This is a genomic window from Pseudomonas sp. GW821-FHT01E05 (assembly GCF_059422425.1).
Genome location: NZ_JBWKWW010000013.1, coordinates 174174 through 180620 on the forward strand (window position 1 = coordinate 174174; position 6447 = coordinate 180620).

The 6447-nt window shown below is 57.6% G+C and carries 4 protein-coding genes, 1 tRNA gene and 1 pseudogene; all 6 read left to right on the forward strand.

Annotated elements, in window-relative coordinates; translation table 11 throughout:
• Positions 1-257 precede the first annotated feature (257 nt).
• Entirely contained in the window at positions 258-839 is a 582-nt protein-coding gene (phnN, locus tag AC07W5_RS25380; RefSeq protein WP_494992156.1) for a phosphonate metabolism protein/1,5-bisphosphokinase (PRPP-forming) PhnN, read from the forward strand.
• A gap of 147 nt (positions 840-986) precedes the next feature.
• Positions 987-1063: transfer RNA gene (locus AC07W5_RS25385), tRNA-Arg, on the forward strand.
• 406 nt (positions 1064-1469) lie between these two features.
• Positions 1470-1865, forward strand: a pseudogene (locus tag AC07W5_RS25390) (hypothetical protein); the annotation flags it as partial.
• Positions 1866-2681: 816 nt separating this feature from the next.
• Positions 2682-3527 (forward strand): DUF6502 family protein, encoded by an 846-nt coding sequence (locus AC07W5_RS25395; protein ID WP_494992130.1) that lies wholly within the window; start codon positions 2682-2684, stop codon positions 3525-3527.
• Positions 3524-5041, forward strand: a complete 1518-nt coding sequence (locus AC07W5_RS25400; protein ID WP_495024531.1) for a DUF5666 domain-containing protein — start codon at positions 3524-3526, stop codon at positions 5039-5041. The genes AC07W5_RS25395 and AC07W5_RS25400 overlap by 4 nt, the downstream gene beginning before the upstream one ends.
• Positions 5042-5217: 176 nt before the next feature.
• Complete coding sequence (locus AC07W5_RS25405; protein WP_494992132.1) at positions 5218-5967, forward strand: hypothetical protein; 750 nt, start codon at positions 5218-5220, stop codon at positions 5965-5967.
• The last annotated feature ends 480 nt before the right edge of the window (positions 5968-6447 follow it).

Here is a 6447-nt window from a genome sequence, read left to right on the forward strand (position 1 = left end):
AGATCGTTGGCGTCAATTCTATGACAAATATTGAGCTGGATAAAGGCGTTATGCCAGCACTAATTATCAGAAATGCGCATCGGTTTGAAAAGATTACCCTATGCGGCACATCTGACCGCTTCCAATTGCCTGACAGGAGGTGTCTGAAGCCTCCGGAGCGAGCATTTTATGCGGATTCGATCATTTATCCTTTTTGTATAGGATAGTGGCAAATGGCCGATTTACTAGGCATGCAAGCGACTAGAGACGTTACCGAGATGCCGGGCAGACTGATTTATTTGATGGGCCCGTCGGGGGCGGGTAAAGACAGCCTTATCGATGCCTCCCGCGAACCATTGCGCAGAATTGGCTGCGATGTGGCGCGACGAGTCATTACGCGCTCGGCCGAGTCCGCAGGGGAGGATGCCATGGGTGTCTCTCAAGCGGAGTTCGAGCGACTCAAGCAACAAGGAGGTTTTGCCTTGTATTGGCACGCCAACGGTCTCGGTTACGGAATCCCGGTCCAGATTGATGAATGGCTGGCCCTCGGGCGCAATGTACTGGTCAACGGCTCCAGAGAGTACTTGGCTGAAGCGCGCAAGCGTTATCCGACATTGCTACCTGTTTTGTTATCGGTGAAGAGTGAGGTTTTACGTCATCGCCTTGTGCGACGCAGGCGTGAAAATGCCGAGGAAATTGAAGCGAGGCTGAAGCGCAATGACCTGTTTCTCGCCAGCGGATCCTCAGGCGACGGCGCTCCTGTCATACGGCTGGATAACTCCGGGGAATTGTCTGTCACTGTCGAGCATTTCCTCGGGCTGCTGGTGCGGGAGGGCGTCAGTGATGGCTTTTTGTATTGATGCAGTTTTCACGATCGCCGACGCGGCGGTCCTGCGCTGGCTCTGACCTACACTTAAAAAGCCCTATAGACGACATGACAAATGCCGGCTTGGCCGTTAACATGCACGCCGTCCTTCGCACCGCGCATGTCTTTGCGGTCGCCCTATGTCTCAGTAGCTCAATTGGATAGAGCATCCCCCTCCTAAGGGGAAGGTTGGCAGTTCGAACCTGCCCTGGGACACCAATAAAATCAGTTACTTAGCGTAATCCTTCGCTGATTATGCCGACCCGATCTCATATCCAGTCCCCCACTTCTCCAAGCGCTCAAGCTTTTGGCTATCAGCTTTCAGCGGATTGGACTGGCTCAGGCTGAGCAGAAACTTAACGTCGTGTCCGGGATTAGTTGAACACTACACCCCGCCGTCACTCCATTTTTGACGTCCTCCTCCGCCCGACCGCCAGTCGGCTTTTCCGTGCGCGGGTTGACGCTCGGCCAAAGCGAACTAGCTTTATTCATATGGGAATTTTTCCCACGCCAATGATCAAGGAGAAAAATGTAAGGGTGAGGGGCTGCTTCCAGGTATGCGGCTCTCGGATGGCATTGGCTCTGCTCGCGGTAAATCACCAGGAGAGACAAGATGATGGCTCATATGCGTTTCAAGAAGGCTTTATTGGCGTTGGCAATTGGTGGAGTCCTGTCTGCTTCCATCGTTCTGGTACCTGATGCTATTTCACATAGCTCAAGTGCATATGCCAAAGACAGTGGTGGAAGCGGTGGCGGTGGAGGTCACGGCGATGGCGGCGGTGGCGGTGGAGGTCACGGCGATGGCGGCGGTGGCGGAGGTGGCAATGGCGGCGGAGGTGGTCATAGTGGCAGTGGCGGCGGTGGTGGCAGCGGTGGTGGTAATGGCGGCGGAGGTGGTAATGGTAGTGGTGGAAATGGCGGTGGCCACGGTGAGGGTAATGGCGGTACTGGTCATTCCGGTGGATTGGGCGGGAATGGAGCGGGCAACGGGCTAAGCGGCGATCATGCTGAAAAGGCTGAAAAGGCTGAGAAGGCTGAGAAGGCTGAGAAGGCTGAGAAGGCTGAGAAGGCTGAAAAGGCTGAAAAGGCTGAGAAGGCTGAGAAGGCTGAAAAGGCTGAAGAAAAGGCTGAGAAGGCTGCAGAACAGGCAGCAGAAAAGGCTGAGAAGGCAGCAGAACAGGCTGCAGAAAAGGCTGAGAAGGCAGCAGAACAGGCAGCAGAAAAGGCTGAGAAGGCTAAAAAGGCTGAAGAGCAAGCTGCAGAACAGGCTGAAGAAAAGGCTGAGAAGGCTAAAAAGGCTGAAGAACAGGCTGTAGAACAGGCTGAAGAAAAGGCTGAGAAGGCAGCAGAACAGGCAGCAGAAAAGGCTGAGAAGGCTAAAAAGGCTGAAGAACAGGCTGCAGAACAGGCTGAAGAAAAGGCTGAGAAGGCTAAAAAGGCTGAAGAACAGGCTGCAGAGCAGGCTGAAGAAAAGGCTGAGAAGGCTAAAAAGGCTGAAGAACAGGCTATAGAGCAGGCTGAAGAAAAGGCTGAAAAAGCCGTTCAGGGATAGAGGCCTCAAAGGCAACCATTTCGGAAGTACACGCAATCACGTCGGCGGCGAACCCGACGCTGATAACAGCGGAGACTGACGGAATTTAATGGCATCAAACAAAGGTCCGGGGACTGGTTTTGTATGAGGCGTTTGCGCGCAGCAGGTCAGTCCCCGTCAACCAAGCGTCATAGATGAGTACAGTGGTTGGGCCTGAAAATTGGCAGGGGGTAACGCGGCACAAGCCGCTCATGGGATTTTTTCCCGCACCGCTATACTGCGTTTATCTGTCTAGGAATGCACTGAATGCAACCGCCTACCCTGCCTGCTTCGCTGCTAAAAGCCCTTCGGCAAGTCATGCGGCCTCTGGTACGCCTGATGCTCCGCAAAGGAGTCACCTATTCGGTGTTCGCCGACCTGCTCAAGGAGGTCTTCGTCGATGTGGCGGATCGTGAATTCCGCCTTGACGATAAAGCCCCGAGCGACAGCCGCATCAACCTGCTCACCGGGGTTCATCGCAAGGATGTGCGGCGCTTGCGCAAGACAAGCGACACGACTTTTACCGCTCTTCCCGAAAACATCACCCTCGGTGCGCAATTGGTCAACACCTGGACCAACAGCATGCCCTTCTGTAATCACTCCGGCCAGCCATTGCCCCTGCCGCGACTAGCCAGTGTCGGCGGCGACTGCTCCTTCGACGCTTTGGTAGCGAAAATCAGCACGGACATCCGTGCGCGGGTGGTGCTGGACGAATGGCTGCGCCTGGGCGTCGTCCGTCTTGACGAGCAAGATCGCGTCCACCTCGAAGTCCAGGCCTTCGTGCCGCAGAAGGGCTTCGATGAGAAAGCAGCGTACTTGGGTCACAACCTGCACGATCACGCCTGCGCTGCGGTGCACAACCTGAGCGGGGAAGGTCCGGCCTTTTTTGAGCGTAGCGTTCATTACGACGCGCTGGTCCCGGCCAGCGTCGACGAGTTGCGCGAGGCCGTCGCCAACGAGGGTATGCAGGCCCTGTTAGGTTTTAACCGGCTCGCCACTGAACTCGAAAGCCGTGACCTGCCCAGTCCCGAACCGCGCCAGCGCATTACCATCGGTCTTTACTTCTACACGGAGCCTACCGAACCCATTTCGCCGAAGGCCCCCCAACCATGACTGCCAACCTACGCCTCTTTCGTGCCATCACCATCGCCCTGGGCCTTGGACTTCCCGCTCTGGTGCAGGCCGCGCCGGCCTGCGTCAACCAGGATGGCGTGGGTATTGTCAGCGCGCCGATCACGCAGCTTCCGGGTGGCATTGGTGGCACTGGCGCGAAGCCTGGCGGCGTGGGTGGCACCGGTAACCAAACCGAAAATGGTGGGATCGGCGGCACTGGCGCGCCGATCATGCAACGTCCGGGAGGCATCGGCGGCACCGGTGCGTTGGCTGGCGGCGTGGGTGGCACCGGCATTCGCACCGAAAATGGTGGGATCGGCGGCACCGGCGCGCCGATCACGCAGCGTCCGGGAGGTACTGGCGGCACCGGTATCGTCGGCACGATCACCGGGTTCGCCTCGATCTGCATCAATGGCTTGGAAGTGCACTTTGCCAAAGACGTGCCGGTCAGCGAGAACGGCATCGCCGCCAACAGCGCCCAACTGGAGGTGGGCCAAGTGGTCGCAGTGTCGGCGGTCACCTCTCCGCGAGGCCTGGAGGCAGAGGGCATCTCGATCTTGCACATTTATGAAGGACCTTTGACGGCCCTCCCGAGCGCTTCGGCGCCACTGCAGGTCATGGGGCAACCGGTGCGCCTCGCCAGCGGCGCGCGGGTCGCTGAAGGTCTGCGTCCGGGCGAGCCGGTACGGGTCAGCGGGCTGCGCAATGCCCGTGGCGAGGTGGTGGCCAGCCGCATCGACCGGGCGCCCGGCCTCAGGGACGCCAGTGCCATCGGCTCGATTGATCGCACCGGCAGTCTCCAGGGGCTGAAGCTGAGCAATCACCCGGCGCCGGCAGAAGAAGTGCTGGTGCGCGGCCACTGGTCCGGTCGCGAGCTGAACGTCGCCCAGAGCCGCCCCGACCCGAGCCTCGCCTTCGTCGGCCAGGTACACCTGGCGGTGATCGAAGGCCTGGTGCAGGGGCGGCAGGACCGGCACTTGGTTGTTGGCGGCTTCAACGTGACGCTGGAGCGCGACACAGTGTTTGTCGGTGGGCAACCCTCCGAACTGGCACTGGATCGACGCGTGCGGGTGAGCGGTGTGTTCAGCGGTGCGCGCGAGGTACGGGCAACGCGTATCGAGTTCCCTCACGAGCGCTCCGATACGCCAGCCAGGAACCAATCCGGGCGAGTCAGAGCCACTGACGGCGACACCGATCATAGAGCGGACGACTCGGGCGACAACAAGAGCGGCCGCACTGAGAGCGATAACGGCTTGCGCAGCGAAACCTTCCACGGGGACGACGACCGCCGCGAGGGCACCGAGAAGCTGGAACAACCAGACAAAGTTGAGAAGGTCGAGAGAGTCGAACGACCAGAAAAGGTCGAGAAGGTCGAACGACCAGAAAAAGTCGAGAAAGTCGAACGACCAGAAAAAGTCGAGAAGGTCGAGAGGGTAGAGAAAGTCGAGAAAGTCGAGAAGGTCGAGAGGGTCGAGAAAGTCGAGAAGGTCGAGCGTCCTGAAAAGAAGAATTAAACAGTGCGTCATGATGCACTATCGTCATAGGTAACTAGGCTGGATAAGTCCCATCGCGCTTGCGCCATGCCACCGCAAAGATGACACGCGCTATCCGTACGTGCCTTTTGGTGGCCGCGCTTTGCAGAAACAAAAAATGCTTTGTGAGCTTCGATGACTGGATACACGAGGTGAACATGAAATCCAAGCGCACCCTGCTCGCCAGCCTGCTCGCCAGCTTAACCTTGCCGGCCTTGGCCAATACATTCAGCACTTCGATCGGCGTCGACTACTCACGAGGTGACTATGGCACCGGTACCACATCCGAAATCTGGTACGTCCCGCTCGTCGGCAAGTACGAAACCGGACCCATGACGTACAAACTCACCGTTCCCTGGCTACGCATTACTAACCCCTCGGTCGGCCCTGATGGCGAACCGTTGCCGGGCGGATGCGGCAAAATGGAAAGCGGTCTCGGAGACACCATCGCCAGCGCCGACTATGCCGTGCTCGACGGTAGTCAGGGCAGCGTGCTGTTGAATCTGGTTGGCAAGGTCAAGCTCCCCACTGCCGACGAGGACAAGTGCCTGGGCACCGGAAAAACCGACTACTCCGCCCAGGTCGACGTCGCCAAGGCCTTTGGCCCGGTGACCGGGTTCGCCACCCTGGGCTGGAAGAAGTTCGGCGATCCGTCCGGCACCAACTTCAACAACCCGATATTTGCCAGCCTTGGCTTCGCCATACCAGTGGCCGCGCTCACCACTGTGGGCGCCTCCTACGACTGGCGGCAGAAAGTCGTCTCGAGTGGCGACCAACTCAAGGAGCTCACCCTCTTCGTCACTCAGAAACTCAACCAGCACTGGAAGATCCAGTTGTATGCGGTAAAGGGCTTTTCCGACGCTAGCCCGGATGCGGAGGGTGGGCTGCTGCTCAACCACACGTTCTGATTGTAGTAACCCGGACTCCTTTGGCGTTGGTGGCATCCATCACGTTTTTCCCGGTCGGCAGTGCTTTTCAAAAGCTGGCTTTATATTCTTATCCAGAGGCTGAACATGGAGTGTTTGCGGTCCCGCGTTGGGTTGCCAGTGTGCGGCCGTTGCAAAGGGACGGCTGCAAGGGAGGGGTGTCCGCTATGGCGCCTAAGCACACATATATAGAGAGAAGGGTGTGCGACTTAGACCGAGATTTTTTGTGGTACAGCATTCATCGCCTGCTGACAAGAGATGATGGAGGCTGGCTAAGCATTTGAAGTCTAAAGAGAAAATTTAAAAAATATTGAAATAATTGCTTGACGGGGTAATTGGTATCTGTAGAATGCGCACCTCGGTTGAGACGAAAGATCTTAACCAGCCGCTCTTTAACAACTGAATCAAGCAATTCGTGTGGGTGCTTGTGGAGTCAGACTGATAGTCAACAAGATTATCAGC

What these genes read in the sequence shown, in the direction of transcription:
- AC07W5_RS25400 (WP_495024531.1), top strand. Translation starts at nt 3,524, where the DNA reads ATGACTGCCAACCTACGCCTCTTTCGTGCCATCACCATCGCCCTGGGC.
- AC07W5_RS25395 (WP_494992130.1), top strand. Translation starts at nt 2,682, where the DNA reads ATGCAACCGCCTACCCTGCCTGCTTCGCTGCTAAAAGCCCTTCGGCAA.
- AC07W5_RS25405 (WP_494992132.1), top strand. Translation starts at nt 5,218, where the DNA reads ATGAAATCCAAGCGCACCCTGCTCGCCAGCCTGCTCGCCAGCTTAACC.
- phnN (WP_494992156.1), top strand. Translation starts at nt 258, where the DNA reads ATGCCGGGCAGACTGATTTATTTGATGGGCCCGTCGGGGGCGGGTAAA.